Origin of the sequence: Bradyrhizobium sp. UBA2491, assembly GCF_002341725.1 — a bacterium.
GTDB lineage: Bacteria > Pseudomonadota > Alphaproteobacteria > Rhizobiales > Xanthobacteraceae > Bradyrhizobium.
On record NZ_DDOP01000044.1, the window covers coordinates 74,520 to 96,988 of the forward strand.

Below are 22,469 nucleotides of genomic sequence, written 5' to 3' on the forward strand. Positions count from 1 at the left end.
CATGCGGCGGCTTCGATTGACACCGATGCTGTCGGCGCTACGCTTCCGGAACCGGGGTATTTCGCCAAGAGAATCAAGACCCAGAACAACCAGGCCCCGGACGAAACAAGCAAAGGGCAGGACACGCCGTGACACGCGTCATCGCGTCTTGAGCGGGACCACGCGGACCTCCGCGCTCGCGCCATTCCGGATTCGCAGCTATCGCTTTCAATGGCCGTCGGACCTGCTCACCTCCTGGGCGTTCGAGGTCGAGACGCTGGTGCTCGGCTGGTACATCATGGTCGAGACCGGATCGGTGCTGCTGCTGACCGTGCTTGCTTCGCTGCAATATGTCGGCACGCTGGTTGCGCCGGTCGTCGGCATGATCGGCGACCGCATGGGGCATCGCGATTTGCTGGCCGTGATGCGCTTCGCCTATACGGCGCTCGCCGGCACCATCATGACAATGGCGCTATCAGGACATCTCGCGCCGCTCAACGTCATGATCATCGTCGCGATGATGGGCGTGATCCGTCCGTCGGACCTCGGCGTGCGCGGCGCGCTGCTCGCCGACATCATGCCGCCGCAGCAACTGGTCGGCGCCATCAGCCTGGCGCGCACCACGCAGGATTCGGCGCGCATCGCCGGCGCATTGACCGGGGCGGGATTGTTCGCGGCGCTCGGCATCGGTTACGTCTATGTCGGGATCGCCTGCTTCTACTTCGTCGCCGCCATCCTGATGCTGTGCATGGAGCGTCCAGCCAAGACGCACAGCACAGGCGATCAAGCTGATATCGATCTGCCCGGCTCAAAACTGCTGCGCGACCTGAAGGAAGGCATCGTCTACGCCTGGAGCGGGCCCGGCATGCGTGCTGCGCTCTGCGTTGCGTTCCTTGCCAACCTCACCGCGTTTCCGCTGACCAACGGCCTGCTGCCATACGTCGCGCGCAACATCTTCCATACCGACCAGACCGGGCTCGGCTATCTCTCCGCGAGCTTCGCGGTCGGCTCGCTGATCGGCTCGATCACGCTCAGCATGGCCGGCGGCGTGCGCATCGCGCGGCTTTTGATCGGCGCGACGCTCGCCTGGTACGCGATGCTGCTGGTGTTCGTCGAGCTCAGGACCATGCCGGTGGCGATGGCCTGCCTGGTGCTGGCCGGCATCGCACAGAGCATGTCGATGATCTCGGCCGCCGTGATGCTGATGCGCAACGCCAGCGCCCATCTGCGCGGCCGCGTGATGGGCGTGCGCATGATGGTGATCTACGGCCTGCCGCTCGGCCTGCTCGCCGCCGGCAGCCTGATCGACCTGATCGGCTACACCGCGACCGGCACCTTGCTCGCCGCCGCCGGCTTCATCGCCATGCTCGCGATCGCGCTGCACTGGCGGGCCGATCTCTGGCCGACCCACGCGCCGGCGAATGCGCGGTAAGGGGCGCGGCGCGATGCCGCGCCGTGGCTGTGGATGCGCCAAAAGGGCGCGACAGCGTGGGCAAGCTGTCGTAGATCATTCTTTGCGCTGCAATTTCCCTATGCAAGATTTTCTCGACCGATTTTGATCCCGGAATGCTCGGCCTTTTGACCCGCCTTGGACTGCGCTTCGACGACATCGTCGAAGAGCGCCGGTTCGTGGACCAATATGTGCGGGGCAATATCGGCTGGACGCAGGTAGCGATGCTGCTCGGCGCGTTCACCTATGCCGGATATGCGTTCTGGGATTGGGTGCTCTATCCCGAGATCCTGCCGATCACGCTGGCGATCCGCGGCGGCACCGCGGTCTTGGTTCTGCTTCCGCTCACCGCGTTGCTCTGGATGCGGGCGATGAAGCCGTGGGCCGAAACGATCTTTCTGGTCTATTGCGTCATTCCAGGCTGCGTGCTGCCGAGCGTCTACTTGGTTCTGCCCTCGGGATTCACCTACGCGGCGCCTGGCGTGATGATGGTGATCCTGTTCGTCTCGACCATGCTGCCGCTGCGGATCGGTCCGCTGGCGGTGTTCTGTCTCACGGCATGGATTGCGCTGTGCATCGCTGAATCGCTCGCCCCGGCTTTGCCGCCGGGGCTGCGCTTCATCAATCATTCCCTCGTCCTCAACGCTTATGCCCTGTCGCTTTATGCCGTCGCCGCCCGTGAGTTTCGCGCGCGCCAGCAGTTTCGGACCGCGCAGGCCTTGCGGCTGGAAAAGGAGCGCTCGGAAGCCTCGCTGCGCGATTTGCATGCGACGCAATCGCAACTCGTGCAGGCCGAGAAGCTAGCCTCGCTCGGGCAACTCGTCGCCGGCGTGGCGCATGAAGTCAGCACGCCGCTTGGCCTCGCGCTCACCACGTCGACGACCATGGAAGCCGATCTTCGCGCGATGAACGAGGCGCTGAAGAGCGCCGCCGTCCGCCGATCGGATCTGACCAAGGGCATTGCGCGGATCGAGCAGGGCCTTCGACTGACCTCGGACAACCTGCATCGTGCCTCCGAGATGGTGCATAGCTTCAAGCAGGTGGCGATCCATCAAGCCGACGAGGAGCGTCATACGTTCGAACTTGGCGGCTGGTTGTCCGAGTTGGTGGCGAAGCTCGGGCCATTGCTGTCCCGTCAGGGATTGATCGTCGAGGTCGAATGCCCCCAGGGAATCATCCTCAACAGCTATCCTGGCGCGCTGGCGCAGGTGATCAGCAGTCTCGCGTTCAACGCGGCGGCGCATGCCTATCCCGATGGCGGAGGCGGGCGGTTCACCGTGACGGTCAGCCAGCTGGACCAGGCGCTGGCGCGGATCGCTTGTGCCGACCAGGGCGTCGGCATCCCCGAGGCGTTGCAAGCACGCGTCTTCGATCCGTTCTTCACGACCGGGCGAGAGCGAGGCAATATCGGCCTCGGCCTGCACATCGCGTTCAATACCGTTGTCTCGTCACTCAACGGCCGGATCGCGCTGGAGAGCGAGCCCGGTCGCGGCACGCTGGTGGCGATCGAGATACCCGTCTCGACCTGAGCGGTCCGCGCCGTCACGCGGCCGTGGCGGTTACTGCGCCGCCTTTCGGATGTGCACCGGCACCGACTTGTACGACGGTGTGCCGCTTTCCTTATCCTGATAGTCGAGTGGCACCAGGCCATTGGCTTCGGGATAATAGGCGGCGACCGAGCCGCGGGCGATGTCGTAGACGATCGCGGTGAGCGTAAGACGGCGCGGTGCGGGCGAGGGCAAGGCGGTCTCGATCTCGACGAGATCGCCATGCGCCAGGCCGCGCGCGGTGAGGTCCGCCTCGTTCGTGAATAGCACGTCGCGTCGTCCGAACACGCCGCGGTAGCGGTCGTCCAACCCGTAGATCGTGGTGTTGTACTGATCGTGGCTGCGGATGGTGGCGAGCTTGAGCACTGTGCTGTCCGCCAGCACCGGGTCCTCTTCGAGCCCGTCGAAGATCAGGAATTCGGCCTTGCCGGACGCGGTGGTCCATTTGCGCTCGGTCGGCGGCAGCGGCAGCCGGAAGCCGCCGGGCGTCCGGATCCGCGCGTTGTAATCCTTGAAGTCCGGGAACACGCCCTCGATGGCATCGCGGATGCGATCGTAGTCGGCGATCAGCTCGGTCCACGGCACCTTGCTCGACGGCAGGGTCGCCATCGCCATGCCGGCCACGATGGCCGATTCCGAACGCAAATGTTCGGACGCCGGATTGAGCCTGCCGCGCGAGGCGTGCACCATCGACATCGAATCCTCGACGGTGACGACCTGCGGCCCGCTCGCCTGGATGTCCTGCTCGGTGCGTCCCAGCACCGGCAGCAGGATCGATTGCTTGCCGACCAGGAGATGCGAGCGGTTCAGCTTGGTGCCGAGATGCACGGCGAGATCGAGCTTGCGCATGGCGGCGGTGCAGCGCTCGGGATCGGGCAGCGCGATGGCAAAATTGCCACCGAGACAAATCAGCACCTTTGACTTCCCGTCGTCGATCGCCTCCATCGCTGCGACCGCGTCGTGGCCGTGATGGCGCGGCGGCTTGAAGCCGAAGGTGCGCTCGATACCCTCGAACATCGGGATGTTGGGCTTCTCGGTGATACCGACGGTGCGGTTGCCCTGCACGTTGGAGTGACCGCGCAGCGGGCAGATGCCGGCGCCCGGCTTGCCGTAATTGCCCTTCAGCAGCAGCAGGTTTGCGATCTGCTGGACATTGTCGGTGCCACGCATGTGCTGAGTGATGCCCATGCCATAGGTGATGATGGTGGCGTTGGATTTCGCATAGGCGGCGGCGACCTCGCCGAGCTGGGTGCGGTTGAAGCCGGAGACGGTTTCGATCGACGGCCACGCCGTCGCGCGCAGGTCGGCGGCGAACGCCTCGTACCCATTGGTGTGCTCGGCGATGAAGCCGTGATCGAGCACGCCCTTCGTGGCGTCATCCATCTCGATCAGCGCCTTCATGATACCCTTGAGCACCGCGGCGTCGGCGCCGACCTTCGGCTGGTAGTAGGTCGAGGCGATCCGGGTCGAACCGAGCGTCGCCATCTCGATCGGGTCCTGCGGATCGGCAAAGCGCTCCAGCGCGCGCTCGCGCAAGGGATTGAACACGATGATCGGCACGCCGCGTCGCGACACCTCCCACAGCGTGCCCATCATGCGCGGATGGTTGGTGCCGGGGTTGTGGCCCATCGCGATGATCAGCTCGCAATGGTCGAAATCGTCCAGCGACACCGTGCCCTTGCCGATGCCGATCGATTGCGGCAGGCCGACGCTGGTCGCCTCGTGGCACATGTTCGAGCAATCGGGGAAATTGTTGCTGCCGTATTCGCGCGCGAAGATCTGGAACAGGAAGGCGGCTTCGTTCGAGGCGCGGCCCGAGGTGTAGAATTCGGCCATGTCGGGATCGGGCAGCGCGCGCAGCGTCTCGCCGATCCGCGCGAACGCGTCGTCCCAGTCGATCGGCTGGTAGGTGTCGCTCGCGGCGTCATAGGCGAGCGGGTGGGTGAGGCGGCCCTCGTTCTCGAGATGGAAGTCGCTCCAGCCGAGCAGCTCGGTGACGGTATGGGCGGCGAAGAACTCCGGCGTGACGCGCTTGCTGGTCGCCTCCCAGGTGACGGCCTTGGCGCCGTTTTCGCAGAACTGGAAGGTGGAGGTGTGCTCCTTGTCGGGCCAGGCGCAGCCCGGGCAATCGAACCCGTCGGGCTTGTTGGTGCGCAGCAGCGTGATCGGCGCCTCGACCAGTTCCATCTGATCGCGCACCGCGATCGCGGTGGCCTTGAGGGCACCCCAGCCGCCGGCGGGAGCATCATAGGGGCGGATACCGGGAACGTCGCGCTTTTGGACCATATGTCCTCCTGCTGCTCTTGAGTGGTGACCCCGTGCGTTTGTCCCGAATTCTTTGTTTGGTCTGATCGCAGACATCGGCGAGACCTCTGCTTCCATCGACGTTCTCGATGTGAGGCCTATGTCTCGCGCACAGCCTAGACTAATGGGCCAGCGCGCGTGGTCAACAGTCCGTCAGCCCGGATAGAGAGCGAGATGGTCCCTCAAGTGAGATCGTGCAGATCCTTGCCGAGCGGTGGCGTCAGTTGGAACGCGGAGAAGCTGACCTCGAGTCCGGCCCGCTCGGGCGTGCAGGCCATCGGCCCCACCAGATAGGATTTGACCTTCGGAAACGGCGCGAGCCGCATTAACGGCCAAAGCTTGCCGTCCGTTGAGACTTGCAGGCGCAGCACGCCGTTCGAAACCGTTGCGCGCAGCCGGAAGTCGCCGGCATCGTGCGCGTAGGGGGCCGTCGTCCAATCCGATTGCCCGTGGGTCAGCACGCTCGACAGCATCGCACGGCCGTCGGACAACTCGATCCCGGCCTTGACCCAGTGCTGCGCGTCGACCCGCACCATGATGCCGGCCTGATCGTAGAGTGCGGTGAAATTGCCCTGGACGCGCAGCTCCGCGGTGAAGGCGTCGGCGGTCTGGAAGCCAAGGAAATGCCCGCTGTCGCGGGTGAAGCCGTAATGCGTCTCGCGCCAGAAATCGCTGGCATTGCCGGTGACGATACGGAGGCTATCGCCGTCCGCAGTCCAGTGCTCCGGCTCGTTGAGCCAGACGCCGTCATGTCTGCCGAAGATTGCTTTGTTCATCCCGGACCTCGATCGCCCTCAGCGTAGCATGTCAGCGAATACCGGGGCATCCCGCGCGTCGCATCATATCTTTTGTACGCATATGAATTTCAATATTTGAAATTATATTCAAATATTGACATGAGGCGCGCTTGCTTCCTACTCTCGCGAGGCCAACGACAGAAAAACGCGCAAAGGCGTTGGGGGCACGGCACGTGCTCCCTGCACAGGAGGAACACCATGAGCCGGACAACCGGACTTCGAATTCGCGACACCATCCTCTGGATCGACGATACCGGTGAGAGCAATTTGCCAGCCGTGCTCTGCCTGCATTCGCTGTGGCTCGACCGCACGATGTTCGCGGACCTGGTCGCCGCTGCGCGCGGACGCTATCGGGTGATTTGCCCCGACTTCCGTGGCCAGGGACTGAGTGCGCCGAGCACCGACGAGACGGTGACGATGGAGGCTTGTGCCGAGGATATCGAGGCGCTGATCGCCGAGCTCGGGCTGCCATCCGTGCATGTGGTGGCGCAATCGATGGGCGGAGATGTCGCGCTTCGCGTAGCCGCCAAGCGCCCGGATCTGGTGGCGTCGTTGACGATGCTCGGGTCATCGGCACGGGGGGAGCCCCCTGAGCAATTGGCGTGGGCCGAGTCCTGGATGGAGGCTTCCACGAGGGATGGCGGCTTCAAGGGCGAGAATCTCGAAACGCTGATGGCCGTGATGTTCGGCGAGACTTCGCGGAACAGCGCGTCGAAGCGCGCGGTGCTCGATCACTGGCGGGCCAGGATGGAAGCCGGCACGCTGTCGCTCTGGCCGGCGATCCGCGGCGTGCTGTACCGAAAGAGCGCCGTCAATTTGCTGCCGCAGATCCAGGCGCCGACCCTGGTGTTCTCCGGCACCGAGGATATGCCGCGTCCGCCGGAATGGGCCGACGAGGTCGTGGCGGGGCTGCCGAACGCGCGGCTGGTGCGGCTGGAGAAGATCGGCCACAGCCCGATGCTGGAAGCGCCGGACCAGGTGGTCCCGAGAATCCTGGATTTCCTTGCCAGCCGGCAAGCCGCCTGAGCGCGCACTGCCGTCGGTGCGCGGCATTCGCGGCACGCCGACGGGTCTCGCGCGCGGGCTCACGTGACGCGTGGCCCTTATCAGGCGATCTTGGCGTAGGTCAGGAGCTCGATGGCCCGATCGCCGGCCTTCGACACGGCATCGACCAACGCGCGCTGCGCAGGTTTCCAGCGCGTCGTCGGCACGACGATGCCCAGCGCTCCGTAGATATTCTGACGGTCGTCGAAAATCGGAACGGCCACGCCGGTGACGTCAACCTGCGACTCCTCGGCGTCCAGGGCCCAGCCGCGCTGGCGCGTTGCGTCCATGGCGGCCGACAAACCCTTTGCCGCTCGCGCTCGGCCTTCTTCGGTGAAGCCGCGAAAGCACTTCTTGACGATGCGATCGCGGTGCGCCGGCTCGAGATAAGGAAGGATCGCGCGGCTGGATGCTCGCAGATGCTCGTTGCCGGTGACACCCACGAACAGACCGCCGACCCTGAGCGACTGCAAGCTGCCCTCGACCAGGATCTTCAGGACCACGGAGTCGCCGTCGGGTGCGGAAAAGAAAGCCGTCTCGGACGTCTTCTCGGCCAGTTGGCGGACGATCTCGTAGAGTTCCTGCGTTTCGTTCAGCCTTGAGCGATAGGCGCGGTACAAAGGCCCGATCGAGTTGCCGACGACCAGCGTGCCATTGCTCAGCCTGGTCAGATAGCCGCGCGCAACCAGCGTCCGCATCAGATGGTAGCAGGTCGTGATGTTCAGCCTCAGGGCTTGTGCGACCTGCTGAACCGTCGGTGGATCGCTGCTTGCGGCGACGTGCTCCAGGAAGGTGAATGCGCGTTCGACGGTCTGAAGCGTCGGCGTTCCCGGCCTTTCCGAAGCTCCGTCGTCGCCTTTCCTGATCATCGATGCGTCCTGGAGCGCGATTTGCGGCTTCGCATCCCGTCAGTTCTATGCGCTCCCGGCTGCGGCCACAAGATTTCGTGCCGGGGAGTCCGGCTATCGCTTCCGATCCAGGAATCCCTGCAACAACCGCTGCGGCTCGCCGGTCTGGAATGACTTTCCGAACACACCGACACTGAGGTTCACCGATTCGGTCAGCGGCAGTTCTTCCCATTGCCGCAGCAGATCCTTCTGGATGCGCAGTGCTTCGGGGCCGCATTCCAGCAGCGCTTTTACGGTGTGCTCGACGGCGTCATCGAGGCCGCCGGGTTTTGCCACGGCATCGACCAGGCCCCAGGCGAGCGCGGTCGGGGCGTCGATATTTTCAGCGGTCATCATCAGCCAGCGGGCGCGGCCCCAGCCGATCAGGCGCGGCAGCAGTGCGGCGTGGATCACCGAGGGGATGCCGACGCGCACCTCGGGCATGCCGAACATCGCATCATGCGCCGCGACGCGGACGTCGCAGGCGGCCGCGACCTCGAGGCCGCCACCGAGGCACCAGCCGGGCAGGCGCGCAATCACGGGCGCCGGGAATTTGCGGACGGCCTCGCAGAGGTCGCGCAGGCGGCTGATGAAGGCTTCCGCGGATGTCTGATCGAGCGTTGCCATCTCCTTGATGTCGGCGCCGCCGATCATGCTGCGCTCGCTTTCGCCGGCCAGGATCACCGCGCGGATGCTGCGGTCGGCGGCCAGATGCTCAAAGCCTTCGCGCACCCCATTGGTCACAGCCGAGCTGACGATATTCAGCTTGCCGGCGTTGCAGATGGTGAGGCGGACGACGCCTCTAGAGTCGCGGGCGATGCCGCAGTGGGGATTGAGCATGTCCATGGAAAAGTCCCGGCGCAGGAATTGATCGCGCCATGTCCCGGACAAAGCGGGTCCTTGTCAAGGCGCTGGGTTGTGGTTGCGTCGCGCGGTCCGGATCTATAGAATTATAATCATCATATAAATGGAGCTGTCATGACCGCCGCCGAAACCATTGATCTTCACTCGTCCGATCTCAAGCGAGTGCGCGTGGTGGAATGGCAGGCGCCGGGACCGGTCGCCGCGGCGGCCATGCCGATGTCCGGGATCGAGGCGATGCGCGCGATCCGTGACGGCCGCCTGCCGCCGCCGCCAATGGCGAAACTGATCGGATTCCGCATGGCCGTCGTCGACGAGGGGCGGATCGTGATGGAACTCGATCCGCATGAGAGCCTCGAGAACACCATCGGCCTGCTGCACGGCGCGACCGCTGCTGCACTTCTGGACACCGCGATGGGCTGCGCGATCTCGACCGTGCTGTCGGCCGGGCGGACCTCCGTCACCCTGGACCTCAAGCTGACCTATCTGCGTCCGCTGTCGGTGCGCTCGGGAACCATCGCGGCGGAGGGCAGGGTAATCAAGCTCGGTCGCCAGACCAGCTACACCGAGGGCTTCGTCCGCGACGGCAAGGGCAATCTTGCGGTGCACGCGACTGCGACATTTTCGATGCTCGGCGGGGAACCCAACCCGAAATAACTACAGCATTTCCAGCGCAAATCTGCTATTGTATGATTAGAAACATTCCATGAGACCGGCATGCGCTATTCGAAAGAACACAAGCAGGAGACCCACGCGCGGATCGTGAAGAAGGCCGCGACGCGGCTGCGCGAGAAGGGCGCCCATGGCATTGGTGTCGCCGACCTGATGAAGGACGCCGGCCTGACCCATGGCGGCTTCTACGCGCATTTCGATTCGCGCGAGGCGCTGGTGATCGAGGCCTTCAACTACGCCATGGACCGCGCCAATGAGCGCTGGCGCAAGGTCACGGCCGAGGTGCCGCCGGAGAAGCGGCTTGCCTTGATCGTGGACGGCTACCTGACAACGCTGCATCGCGACGAGCCCGGCCAGGGCTGCGCGGTGCCGGCGCTCGGCGCCGAAATCGCCCGCGAGAGCCCGAAGACCCGCAAGGCATTTGCGCTCAAGCTCGACCAGATGATCGAGATGATTGCCGACCAGATCCAGGACATGCCGCGCAAGGCCGCGCGCAAGCAGGCGATGGCGACCCTGGCGACCATGATGGGCACCATCGTGATGTCGCGGATCGCCGGCAATGGCGAGATGTCTGACGAGATCCTGTCGGCTGGCCGCGAGGCGGTGCTGGGACGAGCCGCCGCGGCGAAGGCGCCGGCGAAGAAGAAGGTGAATTAGGCAGCCTATCTCCCCATCGCCGGGACGACGGAGAGATTACACCCCGCCGAACAGCGCGCGATCGGCTTCTACGGTCTCGTAGATGTAATCCGCCACCGCGCGGATGCGGGCGAGGTCCTTGCTGTCGGCGTGCATCAGCAGCCAGAAGGTGCGCGAGATCCGCACCTCGTCAGGCAGCACCGGTTGCAGCTCGGGATGTGTCGACGCCATGAAGTGCGGCAGCACGGCGATGCCGAAGCCCGCGATGGTGGCGTTGAGCTGCGCGATCAGATTGGCGCTGCGGAATTTGGCGGAGATCTTCGGCGAGACCTGCGGCAGATAGTCCAGTTCCGGGGTGAACAGCAGTTCCTCGATGTAACCGACGAAGCGATGCCGCGGCAGGTCGGCGCGCGATGCAATGGCAGGCGCCTGCGCGAGATAGCGGGGTGCGGCATAAAGCCCGAGCGTGTAGTCGAGCAGCTTGCGGCCGACGATGCGGCCTTCCTTCGGCATGGTCAGGCTGATCGCGATGTCGGCCTCGCGCTTGGAGAGCGAGAACAGCCGCGCAGTGGCGACGAGCTGTAAATCGAGATCGGGATACCGCTCGGTGAACTTGACCAGCCGCGAGGCCAGGAAGTGACTGCCAAAACCGTCGGGCGCGCCGATCCGCACCGTGCCGGTGAGATGGGCGCGGGAGCCGCCGACCGCCTCCTGGTTGGCAACGATGGTGGATTCCATCGCCTCGGCGCTGTCGGCGACGCGCTGGCCGGCCTCGGTCAGCAGGTAGCCGGTCTTGCGCCGATCAAACAGTTTTGCGGAGAGGTGGCGCTCCAGCCGGTCGACACGGCGGATCACTGTGGCATGATCGACGCCGAGCTGCTTGGCGGCAGCCGACACCGATCCGCCGCGCACGATCGCAAGCACGAAACGGAAGTCGTCCCAGTCGATCGTGTCGCCGCCTTGATCCTGCATTTCCGCACATCTATGGTGCAATTTATCGGACTTGAATCCTATAAAATGCAGGGTCATTAGGATTTGTAAAGCGATCTCGCCGCGCGGAGCGGCGATTCCGGTCCCAAGGGAGGTTATCCATGCGCTCAGTCGGACATTTCATTGGTGGCAAGGAGGTCAAGGGCGCGTCGGGCCGTACGGCAGACGTCTTCGAGCCGATGACCGGTGAGGTCCAGGCCAAGGTCGCGCTGGCCTCCAAGGCCGCAGTCCGCGCCGCGGTCGAGAACGCCAAGGCGGCGCAGCCGGAATGGGCTGCCACCAATCCGCAGCGCCGCGCCCGCGTCATGATGAAGTTCGTCGAGCTGGTGCAGCGCGACTACGACAAGCTCGCCGAATTGCTGGCGCGCGAGCACGGCAAGACGGTGCCCGACGCCAAGGGTGATATCCAGCGCGGCCTCGAGGTCGCCGAGTTCGCCTGCGGCATCCCGCATCTGATGAAGGGCGAGTACACCGAGGGCGCGGGTCCCGGCATTGACATCTACTCGATGCGGCAGGCGCTCGGCGTCGTCGCCGGCATCACGCCGTTCAACTTCCCGGCGATGATCCCGATGTGGAAGTTCGCGCCCGCCATCGCTTGCGGCAACGCCTTCATCCTCAAGCCGTCGGAGCGCGATCCCGGCGTACCGATGAAGCTCGCCGAACTGATGATCGAAGCGGGCCTGCCGGCCGGCATCCTCAACGTCGTCAACGGCGACAAGGAGGCGGTCGACGCCATCCTCGACGATCCCGATATCAAGGCGGTCGGCTTCGTCGGCTCGACGCCGATCGCGCAATACATCTACGAGCGCGCGGCGCAGACCGGCAAGCGCTGCCAGTGCTTCGGCGGTGCCAAGAACCACGCCATCATCATGCCTGACGCCGACATGGACCAGACCGTCGATGCGCTGATCGGCGCGGGCTACGGCTCGGCTGGCGAGCGCTGCATGGCGGTGTCGGTCGCGGTCCCGGTCGGCAAGACCACCGCCGATCGCCTGATGGAGAAGCTGATCCCGCGCGTCGAATCGCTCAAGATCGGTACCTCGGTCGATCCGTCGGCCGATTACGGCCCGCTGGTGACCCGCGATGCGGTCGAGAAGGTCAAGAGCTACATCGACATCGGCATCAAGGAAGGCGCCACGCTGGCGGTTGACGGCCGCGGCTTCAAGATGCAGGGCTACGAGAAGGGCTTCTATCTCGGCGGTTCGCTGTTCGACAACGTCACCAAGGACATGCGGATCTACAAGGAAGAGATCTTCGGGCCGGTGCTCTCGGTGGTGCGCGCCCATGACTACCACGAGGCGCTGGCGCTGCCGTCGGAGCACGATTACGGCAACGGCGTTGCGATCTTCACCCGCGACGGCGACGCGGCGCGCGACTTCGCGGCCAAGGTCAATGTCGGCATGGTCGGCATCAACGTGCCGATCCCGGTGCCGATCGCCTACTACACCTTCGGCGGCTGGAAGAAGTCCGGCTTCGGTGACCTCAACCAGCACGGTCCGGACTCGATCCGCTTCTACACCAAGACCAAGACGGTGACCTCGCGTTGGCCGTCCGGCGTCAAGGACGGCGCGGAGTTCTCGATCCCGACGATGAAGTGATGGTGTAGCCCAGGCCGTCATTGCGAGCACAGCGACGCAATCCATGTCCCCGCGGAACGGAAGAATGGATTGCTTCGTCGCTTCGCTCCTCGCAATGACGACAACAGTGAGCAAACCATAATGCAGTTCGCTCTCAACGAGGACCAGATCGCGGTTCGCGACATGGCGCGGGCGTTTGCGGCCGAGAAGATCGCGCCGCATGCGCTCGAATGGGACGAAAAGAAGCACTTTCCGGTGGATGTGATGCGCGAGGCAGCAAATCTCGGCATCGGCGGCATCTACATCAAGGACGACGTCGGCGGCTCGGCGATGACGCGGTTCGACGCCGCGCTGATCTTCGAGGCGCTGGCGACGGGGTGCCCGACGGTGTCGTCGTTCATCTCGATCCACAACATGGCGTCCTGGATGATCGATGCTTATGGCAACGACACCCAGCGCCACAAATGGCTGCCGAAGCTCTGCACCATGGAGCTGCTCGCGAGCTATTGCCTGACCGAGCCGGGCGCCGGCTCCGACGCCGCCGCTTTGCGCACCCGCGCGGTCCGCGACGGCGATCATTATGTGCTCAACGGCCAGAAGCAGTTCATCTCCGGCGCCGGCAGCACTGACCTGTTGGTGGCGATGGTGCGCACCGGCGGCGACGGCCCCGGCGGCGTCTCGACCATCGTGATCGACGGCAAGACGCCGGGCGTGTCGTTCGGCAACAACGAGCGCAAGATGGGCTGGAACGCACAGCCGACCCGCGCCGTGATATTCGAGAATGCGCGCGTGCCGGTCGACAACCGGCTCGGCGAGGAGGGCATCGGCTTCAAGATCGCGATGGCCGGGCTCGACGGCGGCCGGCTCAACATCGCGGCGTGCTCGCTCGGCGGCGCGCAGGCGGCGCTCGACAAGGCGCTGGCCTACATGAAGGACCGCAAGGCGTTCGGAAAGCGGCTCGACGAATTCCAGGCGCTGCAATTCAAGGTCGCCGACATGGCAACCGAGCTGGAGGCCGCACGCACCTTCCTGTGGCGCGCCGCCGCCGCGCTCGACCGCAAGGATGCGGACGCCTCGATGCTGTGTGCGATGGCGAAACGCTTCGGCACCGATGTCGGCTTCGAGGTCGCCAACCAGGCGCTGCAACTGCATGGCGGCTACGGCTATCTCAGTGAATACGGCGTCGAGAAGATCGTGCGCGATCTGCGCGTGCACCAGATCCTCGAAGGCACCAATGAAATCATGCGGCTGATCGTGTCGCGCAAATTGATCGAGGGCGCGCGATGAACGATGTGACGGCCGCAGAGGGCGATCTGATCGTCCGCCGCGAAGGCGCGCTCGGCGTCATCAGGCTGAACCGGCCGAAGGCGATCAACGCGCTCAGTCTGGAGATGTCCGAGGGGGTCGACGCCGCGCTCGACCGGTTCGAGCATGATCCTGATATCGCGGTGGTGCTGCTCGAAGGCGCCGGCGAGCGCGGGCTGTGCGCCGGCGGCGACATTCGCGGGCTCTGGGAAAGCTCGAAGGCAAAGGGAGACCTCGGCAAGCGGTTCTGGCGCCAGGAATACATCATGAATGCGCGGATCGCGAAGTATCCGAAGCCGTATGTCGCGTTCATGGATGGCCTGGTGATGGGCGGCGGCGTCGGACTGTCGGCGCATGGCCGCCACCGTGTCGTGACCGAGAAGACCAAGCTCGCGATGCCGGAAGTCGGGCTCGGCTTCTTCCCCGATGTCGGCGGCACCTATCTGCTGTCGCGCACGCCGGGCGAGTTGGGCACGTATTTTGGCCTCACCGGCACCACCATGAATGGTCCGGACGCGATCTATGCGAAGTTCGCCGACGCGGTGGTGCCGAGCGCAAAGCTGCCGGCACTGCGGGAGGCGCTGACCAAGGCTGCGCCGGGGACGAGCTCGTCCGAGATCGACCGGCTGATCGCGGGCTTTGCGACCGGCGAGAAGGCAGGTCCCGTGGCTGCGTTGCAGGCCAGGATCGACGGTTGGTTCGCGCGCGGGCGGATGGAAGACATCGTCGACGCGCTGAAGGCCGACGACTCGGAGCTGGCGCAGGCCACGCTGAAGACGCTCGGCGAGAAATCGCCGCGCGGCATGGTGGTGACGCTGAAGCTGCTGCGGCTCGGACGCGCGACCGCGACGCTGGAAGAATGCCTGGTGCGCGAATATCGCGCGGCGCTCGAAGTGTTCGCCAGCGACGATTTCCGCGAGGGCGTGCGCGCCGCTGTCATCGACAAGGACCGCAATCCGAAATGGTCACCCGCGCGGATCGAGGACGTGACGCCGGAGCTGCTCGCGCCTTACTTCGCCGGGATCGGCGCCGACGAACTGACTTTCCCTGACAGCAAATAGAAACGTCGCAAGCGGAGGATCTTCCATGGCAAACGTCGCATTCATCGGGCTCGGCAACATGGGCGGGCCGATGGCGGCCAATCTGATCAAGGCCGGCCACAAGGTGACCGCGTTCGATCTGGTCGCGGCCTCGCGCGACCAGGCCAAGAGCGATGGCGCTGCGATCGCCGAGAGCGGCGTTGCCGCGGTGAAGGGCGCTGACGTCGTCATCACCATGCTGCCGGCCGGCAAGCATGTGCTCGGCGTCTGGAGCGAGGTGCTCCCGGCGATGGGCAAGGGCGCGCTGATCATCGACTGCTCGACCATCGACGTCGAAAGCGCCAAGCAGGCGCATGCGCTCGCGGCCAAGCATGGCATGGCCTCGGTCGACGCGCCGGTCTCCGGCGGCACCGGCGGCGCCAAGGGCGCGACGCTGACCTTCATGTGCGGTGGTGAGCCGAACGCCTTCGCGGGGGCCCAACCGATGCTGGCCAACATGGGCAAGAAGATCGTGCATTGCGGCGCCGGCGGCGCGGGGCAGGCGGCCAAGATCTGCAACAACATGATCCTCGGCATTTCCATGATCGCGGTCGGCGAAGCCTTTGTGCTGGCCGAGAAGCTCGGCCTGTCGCACCAGGCGCTGTTCGACGTCGCCTCGACCTCGTCGGGGCAGTGCTGGTCGCTGACCACCTACTGCCCGGTTCCCGGCCCGGTGCCGACCTCGCCGGCAAACAACGACTACAAGCCCGGTTTCGCCACCAACCTGATGCTCAAGGATCTGACGCTGGCCCAGGACGCCGCCAAGGCCGCCGGTGCCGCTACACCGCTCGGCCAGCATGCGCAGGAGATCTATAAGACCTTCGACACGTCGGGCCACGGCGGGGTCGACTTTTCCGGGATTATCCAGCACGTTAGGGCTCTTGCCCCGAAGTAAATCGCCGTCATCCTGAGGTGCGAGCGGAGCGAGCCTCGAAGGACGGAAAGACGGTGTCTGTGGCCATCCTTCGAGACGCCGCGCGCAATGCGCGGCTCCTCAGGATGACGTCAGCATACGTGGTGAAGCCGGATGACCACATTTCAAGACGCACGCGCCTTTCTACTCAAGCACCGCACCGACTACGACACCGCGGTGAGGGATTTCCGCTGGCCCGATCCGGCGCCGTTCAACTGGGCGCTGGACTGGTTCGATGCGGAGCTCGCGACAGCGCCCGACAGCCGCGACCGTCCGGCGCTGTGGATCGTCGATGCCGCGAGCGGCAACGAGACCAAACTGACGTTTGCCGAGCTGTCGCGCCGCTCCAACCAGGTTGCAAATTTCCTGCGCGCGCAGGGGCTGAAGCGCGGCGATCATCTGTTGCTGCTGCTCGGCAATGTGGTGCCGCTATGGGAGACCATGCTGGCGGCGATGAAGCTCGGCGTCGTCGTGATTCCCGCGACCACGCTGCTGACCGCGGATGAATTGCGCGATCGGCTCGACCGCGGCAAGGCCAAGGCAGTCGTTGCCACCCAGGATCAGGTCGCCAAATTCGCTGGCCTCGGCGGCGACAAGCTCGTCCGCATCGTGGTTGGCGCCTCGCAGGCGCAGGACGGCTGGCTGCCGTTCGAGCAGGCGACCAAGGCGTCCGATGCCTTCACGGCAGACGGCCCGACCAACGCCGACGACCCGATGCTGCTCTATTTCACCTCGGGCACCACGGCCAAACCAAAGCTGGTGCGGCATAGCCAGCGCAGTTATCCGGTCGGCCATCTCTCGACCATGTACTGGATCGGCTTGCAGCCCGGCGACGTCCATCTCAATATTTCGTCGCCCGGCTGGGCCAAGCATGCCTGGAGCTGCTTCTTCGCGCCGTGGAATGCCGGCGCAACGATCTTCATCGCCAACCAGCCGCGCTTCGAGGCCAAGGGGCTGCTCTCGATCATCGGCCGCTGCGGCGTCACCACGCTGTGCGCGCCGCCGACGGTGTGGCGGATGTTCATCCAGGAAGACCTCGCGAGCTTCAAGGTCTCACTGCGTGAAGTCTGCGGCGCCGGCGAACCGCTCAATCCCGAGATCATCGACCAGGTCAAATCGGCCTGGGGCCTGACCATCCGCGACGGCTACGGCCAGACCGAGACCACGGCGCTGGCCGGCAACTCGCCGGGCCAGAAGGTCAAGGTCGGCTCAATGGGCCGGCCGCTGCCCGGCTATCGCGTGCAGGTCACCGACAATGACGGCCATGCCGCCAAGGAGGGCGAGGTGACCTTGCTGCTCGGTGCCAACCGGCCGGCGGGGCTGATGCAGGGCTATCAGGGCGATGACGGCAAGCTGATTGGGACCGACGGCGAGATCTATCGCAGCGGCGACGTGGTGTTCACCGACGACGAGGGCTATCTGACCTTCGTCGGCCGCACCGACGACGTGTTCAAATCATCCGATTACCGCATCTCGCCGTTCGAGCTGGAGAGCGTGCTGCTGGAGCACGATGCAGTGGCCGAAGCCGCCGTGGTGCCGAGCCCGGACCCGATCCGGCTCGCGATCCCCAAGGCCTATGTGCTGCTGGTCTCAGGTGTCGAGCGCAGTCCGGAGACGGCGCTGTCGATCTTCCAGCACCTGCACACGCGGCTCGCGCCGTTCAAGCGCATCCGCAAGATCGAGCTGGTGACCGAACTGCCGAAGACGATCTCCGGAAAAATCCGCCGGGTGCAGTTGCGCCGGCTCGAACATGACGATAATCGCTCAGATGCGTTGCGCGGAGCCGAGTTCCGCGAGGAAGAGTTTCCGGAGCTGCAGAAGGTGCGGACCTCCGGTTAGGAGGTCAGCCAATGAATGAAGTCTGGAAGAAGCCGCCGGTGTCGCTGGAAACCTACCAGGGCATGGTTGGCAAGGAGATCGGCGTGTCCTCGTGGCACGTGCTCGATCAGGGGCGCATCAATACCTACGCCGACGTGATCGAGGATCACCAGTTCATCCACGTCGATCCCGAGCGCGCCAAGAAGGAGACCGCCTTCGGCACCACGATCGCGCACGGCTTCCTCACGATGTCGCTGCTGTCGATCATGTCCTACGAGGTGATGCCGGTGCTCGAAGGCACCGCGATGGGCGTCAATTACGGTTTCGACAAGCTGCGCTTCATCTCGCCGGTGCGCTCGGGCAAGCGCGTCCGCGGCCGCTTCGTGCTCGCCGAAGCCACGCTGCGCAAGCCGAAGGAGCTGCTGTCGCGCACCAACGTCACGGTCGAGATCGAGGGCGAGGAGAAGCCCGCGCTGGTCGCCGACTGGCTCGGCCTGATCTATTTTAGCTGAGAGATGGTTGAGTAACTCCACCTTTCCCCTCAAGCGGAGAGAGGTGGAGCGAGCCCGCTTCGTCGAAGTAGCGGATTGACGGCTTTGATTCCCGGTGTCCATCATGTCGCCTTTAGGCGGTGCGGTCCCGGGAGTGGCAGCCATGGTGCAGAACATCGTCGCCGGACTTGTCGTCGTCGCGTTGCTTGCGATCGGCTCGATCAGCTACGCGCAGGAACACCACGAGTGCTGGAGCGGGCATCTGCTCAAGAGCCTGAAGCCCTGCGGGTCGATGACCCCCGACGTCTAGCGCGCCCAAGCGCTGGGCCTTGATGCCCCCGGCCGGGCTTGACCCGGCCACCCATCGCTGCTCAAAAGCTGCCAATCGCGAGCGTTTCCACCCTCTCCCCTTGTGGGAGAGGGTGGCTTCGCGGCACGCGAAGCCGGGTGAGGGGTCTGTCTCCACGCAAAGACTCTCACATGCGCTCGCGGAGACAGACCCCTCATCCGGCGCGCCGCAGCCGACGCTGCGCGTCGGCGTTATATCAAGGACGGCGGCCGTAGGCCGCCTACGCCACCTTCTCCCACAAGGGGAGAAGGAAGTCAGAGCAGGAATGACAAGCATGGCAATCAGGTTTGACGGACGCGTCGCTATCGTCACTGGCGCGGGCAATGGTCTCGGACGGGCGCATGCGCTGGGGCTGGCCAGCCGCGGCGCCAAGGTCGTGGTCAACGATTTCGGCGGCGCGCGCGACGGCACCGGCGGCTCGCTGTCGCCGGCCGAGACCGTGGTCGAGGAGATCCGCAAGGCCGGCGGCACCGCGATGGCTGACGGCGCCGACGTCTCGAACTTCGAACAGGTCACCGCGATGGTCGAGCGCGCCACCAAGGAGTGGGGCAGTGTCGATCTGCTCTGCGCCAACGCCGGCATCCTGCGCGACAAGTCGTTCACCAAGCTCGAGGTCGCCGACTGGGACAAGGTGCTCGGCGTGCACCTGACCGGCACCTTCTACTGCTGCAAGGCGGTGTGGGCCGGCATGCGCGAGCGAAACTATGGCCGCATCGTGCTGACGACCTCCTCGTCCGGCCTGTTCGGCAATTTCGGCCAGGCCAATTACGGCGCGGCGAAGGCCGGCATGGTCGGCCTGATGAACGTGCTCGCCGAGGAGGGCCGCAAGAACAACATCAAGGTCAACACCATCTCGCCGACGGCGGCGACCCGCATGACCGAGGAACTGCTGCCGCCGCAGGCGCTCCAGTTGATGAAGCCGGAGGCGATCACGCCGGCGGTGGAATTCCTCCTCTCGGAGGATGCGCCGACCCGCACCATCATGGGCGCCGGCGCCGGCTCGTTCGCCGTGATCCGCGTGCTGGAGACCGAAGGCGTCAACCTGCCGCAGTCCGAATGGACGCCGGACGGCGTCGCCGCGCATTTCAAGGACATCAGCGACATGTCGACCGCGCAGGCGCTGCAAGGCGCATTCGAGCAGACCCAGAAATACGTCGCCCAGGCCGCCGCGCGGGCCGGGATCAAGCTCTGAGCATGCGTGTCGCCGTCATCGGAGCCGGTCCCGCCGGCCTGATGGCGGCGGAGGTGCTCGCGGCGGGCGGTGCACAGGTCATCGTCCACGACGCGATGCCGTCGGCGGGCCGCAAGTTGCTGATGGCCGGCCGCGGCGGGCTCAATCTCACCCACTCCGAGCCGCTGCCGGATTTCCTTGCGCGCTATCGCGAGGCGATGCCGCGCCTGAAGGCTCCCGTCGCGGCATTCCCGCCCGATGCCTTGCGCGCCTGGAGCGATGCGCTGGGGCAGCCGACATTCGTTGGCACCAGCGGCCGTGTGTTCCCGAAAGCCTTCAAGGCATCGCCCTTGCTGCGCGCCTGGCTGCGGCGGCTCGATGCGGCGGGCGTCGGATTCGCCTTCCGGCATCGCTGGGTTGGATGGGATGGGCAGGGCGCAGTGCTGTTCGAGACACCTGACGGCCGGCGTGCGGTGAGTGCGGATGCGACCGTGCTCGCACTCGGCGGTGCCAGCTGGCCGCGGCTCGGCTCCGATGGTGCGTGGGCGGACATTCTTGCCGCGAAGGGCGTTGCCGTGGCGCCGATGAAGCCGGCCAATTCCGGCTTCATCGTCGCCTGGTCGGAGATTTTCCGCGACCGGTTCGAAGGGCAGCCGCTGAAAGGCGTCGCGCTCACGATCGGCCCGCATACGGTGCGCGGCGAGGCGATCGTGACCCGCACGGGCATCGAGGGCGGCGCGATCTACGCCTTGTCGGCCGAACTGCGCGACGCGGTGCTGGCGAAGGGCCGGGCTGTGCTCAAGGTGGCGCTGCGGCCAGACGCGGCACCCGACGAACTGGTCTCACGGCTGTCGGCGCCGAGGGGCAAGCAGACCTTCTCCAACTTCCTGCGCAAGGCGGCGCAGCTCTCGCCGGTCGGCATCGGCCTGATGCAGGAGGCGGCGGCCACCTCCGGCCGATCGCTGGCCACGTTGCCGCCGGCCGAGCTTGCCACGCTGGTCAACGCGGTGCCGATCGAGCTATCCGGCGTGGCTCCGATTGCGCGCGCGATCTCGAGCGCCGGCGGCATCAGGTTCGATGAGCTCGACGCGCACTTCATGCTGCGCCGGCTGCCTGGCGTCTTCGCCGCCGGTGAGATGCTCGACTGGGAAGCGCCGACCGGTGGCTATCTGTTGCAGGCGTCGTTCGCGACCGGCGTCGCTGCCGGGAAGGGCGCTTTGAGTTGGCTCGCACGGAAATCGTAGGATGGGTAGAGCGAAGCGAAACCCATCAACTTCGCTCCGCGTGGAGACGTGATGGGTATCGCTTCGCTCTACCCACCCTACAAAGCGTGGTTCACTCCGAACCAGTCCTCGTCGCAAGATCGGTGATCAAGCCAAGTGCGCCGAAAGTCGCAGCCACAACGCACACCGCGCTCCAGCCGCCAAAACTCCACGCCGCGGACGCCGCCGCCGCGCCAACCGCGCCGCCGATGAAGAACAGCGCGACGAACAGCCCGTTGATGCGGCCGCGCGCCTCCGGCCGCAGCAAATTGACGGCGCGGCGGCCGAGCGTCTGATCCGTGGTGATGCCGAAGTCGAGCAGCACGGCGCCGATGCCCAGCAGCGTCAGGGCCGTGGCTCGCGATTCCATCACGCCAGCCCAGGCGCACAGCGCCAGCGCGCCGATGATCATCAGGTGCGCGGCGATCAGCAGCGGCCGCGCGAAGCCCTTGTCGCCCCAGCGGCCGGCGAGCGGTGTCGCTGTGGCGCCGGCGACGCCGATCAGCGCGAACAGCGCGATGCCCCTGGCGTCGAGCCTGAACGGCGCATCCGGCAGGCGGAGCGCGACCGCGGCCCAGAACGCGGTGAACGACGCCATCACCAGCGCCGCGGTCCAGGAGCGAACGCGCAGCACCGGCTCCTCGCGCAACAGGTCTGGAAACGACCGCAGCAGCGCGCCGTAACTGGCCTTCGCCGCCGGCTGCAAGCTCGGCAGATAGCGCGCCAACGCGCCGGCAAGCACGGTCATCAACACGGCCGACGTGATGTAGTAGCCGCGCCAGTTCCAGCTGTCCGCGATCACGCTTGCCGCCGGCCGCGACAGCAGGATGCCGATCATCAACCCGCTCATGACGTCGCCGATCGCCTGTCCCCGGCGCTCCGGCGGGACCATCGACGCCACCAGCGGCACCACCATCTGGATCGCGGCGCACGACGCGCCCAGCACGAAGGTGGCGGCGAGCAGGATCACCGGCGTTGGCGCCATCGCAGTGCCGATCGCGGCCACGATGGCGCAGGCCAGCGTGCGCAGGATCAGCCGTTTGTTCTCGACCAGATCGACCAGCGGCACCAGCAGCAACAGCCCGAGCGCGTAGCCGAGCAGGGTCAATGTCGAGATCAGCCCGGCCTGGAGCGTGGTCATGCCGAGCGAACGGCTGATCAGTCCGACCAGGATCTGCGGGGCGAACAGGTTGGTGACGACGGTGCCGGTCGTGATGGCCCCGATCCAGATCAGGGGGCGCACCGAGGCAGTGCGCGCCGGGGAGATTTTCGTGGCTTCGGAAATGGTCATGGAACCTCGCGATGGAATGGCGAGGCCCCCTTTAGGGGATCGGGAT

20 protein-coding genes are annotated in these 22,469 nt (G+C 65.6%); 14 read left to right on the forward strand and 6 right to left on the reverse strand.

From position 1 onward, the window contains the following. Window positions 1-148 precede the first annotated feature (148 nt). Both B2W55_RS14860 and B2W55_RS14865 read left to right on the forward strand, forming a co-directional pair. Window positions 149-1,411, forward strand: a complete 1,263-nt coding sequence (locus B2W55_RS14860; RefSeq protein WP_024582150.1) for an MFS transporter — start codon at window positions 149-151, stop codon at window positions 1,409-1,411. A gap of 134 nt (window positions 1,412-1,545) precedes the next feature. Continuing rightward, on the forward strand, window positions 1,546-2,958 hold the full coding sequence (locus tag B2W55_RS14865) for a sensor histidine kinase (protein WP_024582149.1): 1,413 nt from the start codon (window positions 1,546-1,548) through the stop codon (window positions 2,956-2,958). Window positions 2,959-2,988: 30 nt separating this feature from the next. On the opposite strand, the gene B2W55_RS14870 is transcribed toward B2W55_RS14865, so the two are convergent. Beyond that, the gene (locus B2W55_RS14870) at window positions 2,989-5,262 is read right to left on the reverse strand and encodes an FdhF/YdeP family oxidoreductase (RefSeq protein WP_024582148.1); all 2,274 of its coding nucleotides are present in this window, start codon (window positions 5,260-5,262) and stop codon (window positions 2,989-2,991) included. Between the two features lie 200 nt (window positions 5,263-5,462). Then, complete coding sequence (locus B2W55_RS14875; protein WP_029879328.1) at window positions 5,463-6,056, reverse strand: DUF1349 domain-containing protein; 594 nt, start codon at window positions 6,054-6,056, stop codon at window positions 5,463-5,465. Window positions 6,057-6,275: 219 nt separating this feature from the next. Between B2W55_RS14875 and B2W55_RS14880 the strand changes: the two genes are divergently transcribed. Next, the gene (locus B2W55_RS14880) at window positions 6,276-7,103 is read left to right on the forward strand and encodes an alpha/beta fold hydrolase (protein WP_024582146.1); all 828 of its coding nucleotides are present in this window, start codon (window positions 6,276-6,278) and stop codon (window positions 7,101-7,103) included. A gap of 80 nt (window positions 7,104-7,183) precedes the next feature. On the opposite strand, the gene B2W55_RS14885 is transcribed toward B2W55_RS14880, so the two are convergent. After that, the gene (locus tag B2W55_RS14885; RefSeq protein ID WP_024582145.1) at window positions 7,184-7,990 is read right to left on the reverse strand and encodes an IclR family transcriptional regulator; all 807 of its coding nucleotides are present in this window, start codon (window positions 7,988-7,990) and stop codon (window positions 7,184-7,186) included. A gap of 93 nt (window positions 7,991-8,083) precedes the next feature. Then, a complete protein-coding gene (locus B2W55_RS14890) occupies window positions 8,084-8,854 on the reverse strand; it encodes an enoyl-CoA hydratase (protein WP_024582144.1) in 771 nt (256 codons plus the stop codon). A 132-nt stretch (window positions 8,855-8,986) separates the two neighbouring features. Between B2W55_RS14890 and B2W55_RS14895 the strand changes: the two genes are divergently transcribed. Together B2W55_RS14895 and B2W55_RS14900 are read left to right on the forward strand one after the other, a co-directional pair. Then, window positions 8,987-9,526, forward strand: coding sequence for a PaaI family thioesterase (locus B2W55_RS14895; RefSeq protein WP_024582143.1), 540 nt, complete (start codon window positions 8,987-8,989; stop codon window positions 9,524-9,526). Window positions 9,527-9,586: 60 nt separating this feature from the next. Further along, window positions 9,587-10,198, forward strand: a complete 612-nt coding sequence (locus tag B2W55_RS14900) for a TetR/AcrR family transcriptional regulator (protein ID WP_024582142.1) — start codon at window positions 9,587-9,589, stop codon at window positions 10,196-10,198. 36 nt (window positions 10,199-10,234) lie between these two features. Here the strand turns inward: B2W55_RS14900 and B2W55_RS14905 are convergent, their stop codons facing one another. Beyond that, window positions 10,235-11,149 carry a LysR family transcriptional regulator gene (locus tag B2W55_RS14905; RefSeq protein ID WP_024582141.1) on the reverse strand — a complete coding sequence of 305 codons (915 nt, stop codon included), beginning with the start codon at window positions 11,147-11,149 and terminating at the stop codon, window positions 10,235-10,237. Window positions 11,150-11,268: 119 nt separating this feature from the next. Between B2W55_RS14905 and B2W55_RS14910 the strand changes: the two genes are divergently transcribed. From B2W55_RS14910 to B2W55_RS14950, 9 genes are all read left to right on the forward strand, one after another. Further along, the gene (locus B2W55_RS14910; protein WP_024582140.1) at window positions 11,269-12,765 is read left to right on the forward strand and encodes a CoA-acylating methylmalonate-semialdehyde dehydrogenase; all 1,497 of its coding nucleotides are present in this window, start codon (window positions 11,269-11,271) and stop codon (window positions 12,763-12,765) included. Window positions 12,766-12,885: 120 nt separating this feature from the next. Then, window positions 12,886-14,031 (forward strand): isobutyryl-CoA dehydrogenase, encoded by a 1,146-nt coding sequence (locus B2W55_RS14915; RefSeq protein WP_024582139.1) that lies wholly within the window; start codon window positions 12,886-12,888, stop codon window positions 14,029-14,031. After that, window positions 14,028-15,110: an enoyl-CoA hydratase/isomerase family protein gene (locus tag B2W55_RS14920; RefSeq protein ID WP_024582138.1), complete on the forward strand. Its 1,083-nt coding sequence runs from the start codon at window positions 14,028-14,030 to the stop codon at window positions 15,108-15,110. The genes B2W55_RS14915 and B2W55_RS14920 overlap by 4 nt, the downstream gene beginning before the upstream one ends. A gap of 25 nt (window positions 15,111-15,135) precedes the next feature. Next, entirely contained in the window at window positions 15,136-16,023 is an 888-nt protein-coding gene (mmsB, locus tag B2W55_RS14925) for a 3-hydroxyisobutyrate dehydrogenase (RefSeq protein ID WP_024582137.1), read from the forward strand. A gap of 132 nt (window positions 16,024-16,155) precedes the next feature. Continuing rightward, the gene (locus B2W55_RS14930) at window positions 16,156-17,880 is read left to right on the forward strand and encodes an AMP-binding protein (protein ID WP_024582136.1); all 1,725 of its coding nucleotides are present in this window, start codon (window positions 16,156-16,158) and stop codon (window positions 17,878-17,880) included. Between the two features lie 11 nt (window positions 17,881-17,891). Continuing rightward, window positions 17,892-18,371, forward strand: coding sequence for a MaoC family dehydratase (locus B2W55_RS14935; RefSeq protein ID WP_024582135.1), 480 nt, complete (start codon window positions 17,892-17,894; stop codon window positions 18,369-18,371). A gap of 142 nt (window positions 18,372-18,513) precedes the next feature. Continuing rightward, window positions 18,514-18,660, forward strand: a complete 147-nt coding sequence (locus tag B2W55_RS14940) for a hypothetical protein (RefSeq protein WP_244442232.1) — start codon at window positions 18,514-18,516, stop codon at window positions 18,658-18,660. 313 nt (window positions 18,661-18,973) lie between these two features. After that, window positions 18,974-19,891: an SDR family NAD(P)-dependent oxidoreductase gene (locus B2W55_RS14945; RefSeq protein ID WP_024582133.1), complete on the forward strand. Its 918-nt coding sequence runs from the start codon at window positions 18,974-18,976 to the stop codon at window positions 19,889-19,891. 2 nt (window positions 19,892-19,893) lie between these two features. After that, complete coding sequence (locus B2W55_RS14950; protein ID WP_080891138.1) at window positions 19,894-21,114, forward strand: NAD(P)/FAD-dependent oxidoreductase; 1,221 nt, start codon at window positions 19,894-19,896, stop codon at window positions 21,112-21,114. Between the two features lie 91 nt (window positions 21,115-21,205). On the opposite strand, the gene B2W55_RS14955 is transcribed toward B2W55_RS14950, so the two are convergent. Then, window positions 21,206-22,423 (reverse strand): MFS transporter, encoded by a 1,218-nt coding sequence (locus tag B2W55_RS14955; protein WP_024582131.1) that lies wholly within the window; start codon window positions 22,421-22,423, stop codon window positions 21,206-21,208. Window positions 22,424-22,469 lie beyond the last annotated feature (46 nt).